This is a genomic window from Vibrio sp. 10N.222.49.C9, from assembly GCF_041474985.1.
Classification (GTDB): Bacteria; Pseudomonadota; Gammaproteobacteria; order Enterobacterales; family Vibrionaceae; genus Vibrio; species Vibrio crassostreae_C.
On record NZ_JBFRVD010001477.1, the window covers coordinates 1 to 261 of the forward strand.

At 41.0% G+C, this 261-nt stretch carries 1 protein-coding gene; it reads right to left on the reverse strand.

From position 1 onward, the window contains the following. Nucleotides 1-58: 58 nt before the first annotated feature. A partial coding sequence (locus AB4585_RS28840) for an iron-sulfur cluster co-chaperone HscB C-terminal domain-containing protein (protein WP_372172216.1) occupies nt 59-261 on the reverse strand: 203 nt, incomplete at its 5' end.

Below are 261 nucleotides of genomic sequence, written 5' to 3' on the forward strand. Positions count from 1 at the left end.
ACTTTGGCCTGGTTCTGCTATCTGTAGTAATGGCATGACATTCCTATTGTATATACGACTAGTTAAGTAGCTTATCTTCTAGTCGTTCGATTTCTACTAATAACTTGGCAATAAATTTCAGCTTTCTAACGCTATCGGCCGCTTCAGCCCAACATTGATCATTGATCTGTTGCTCGACTTGTTGCAACTGCTGCTTGTGCATTTTGGCGACTTTAGATTCAAAATCAAACAGTAAATCATCCCCGTCAGTGCTATCGCCTG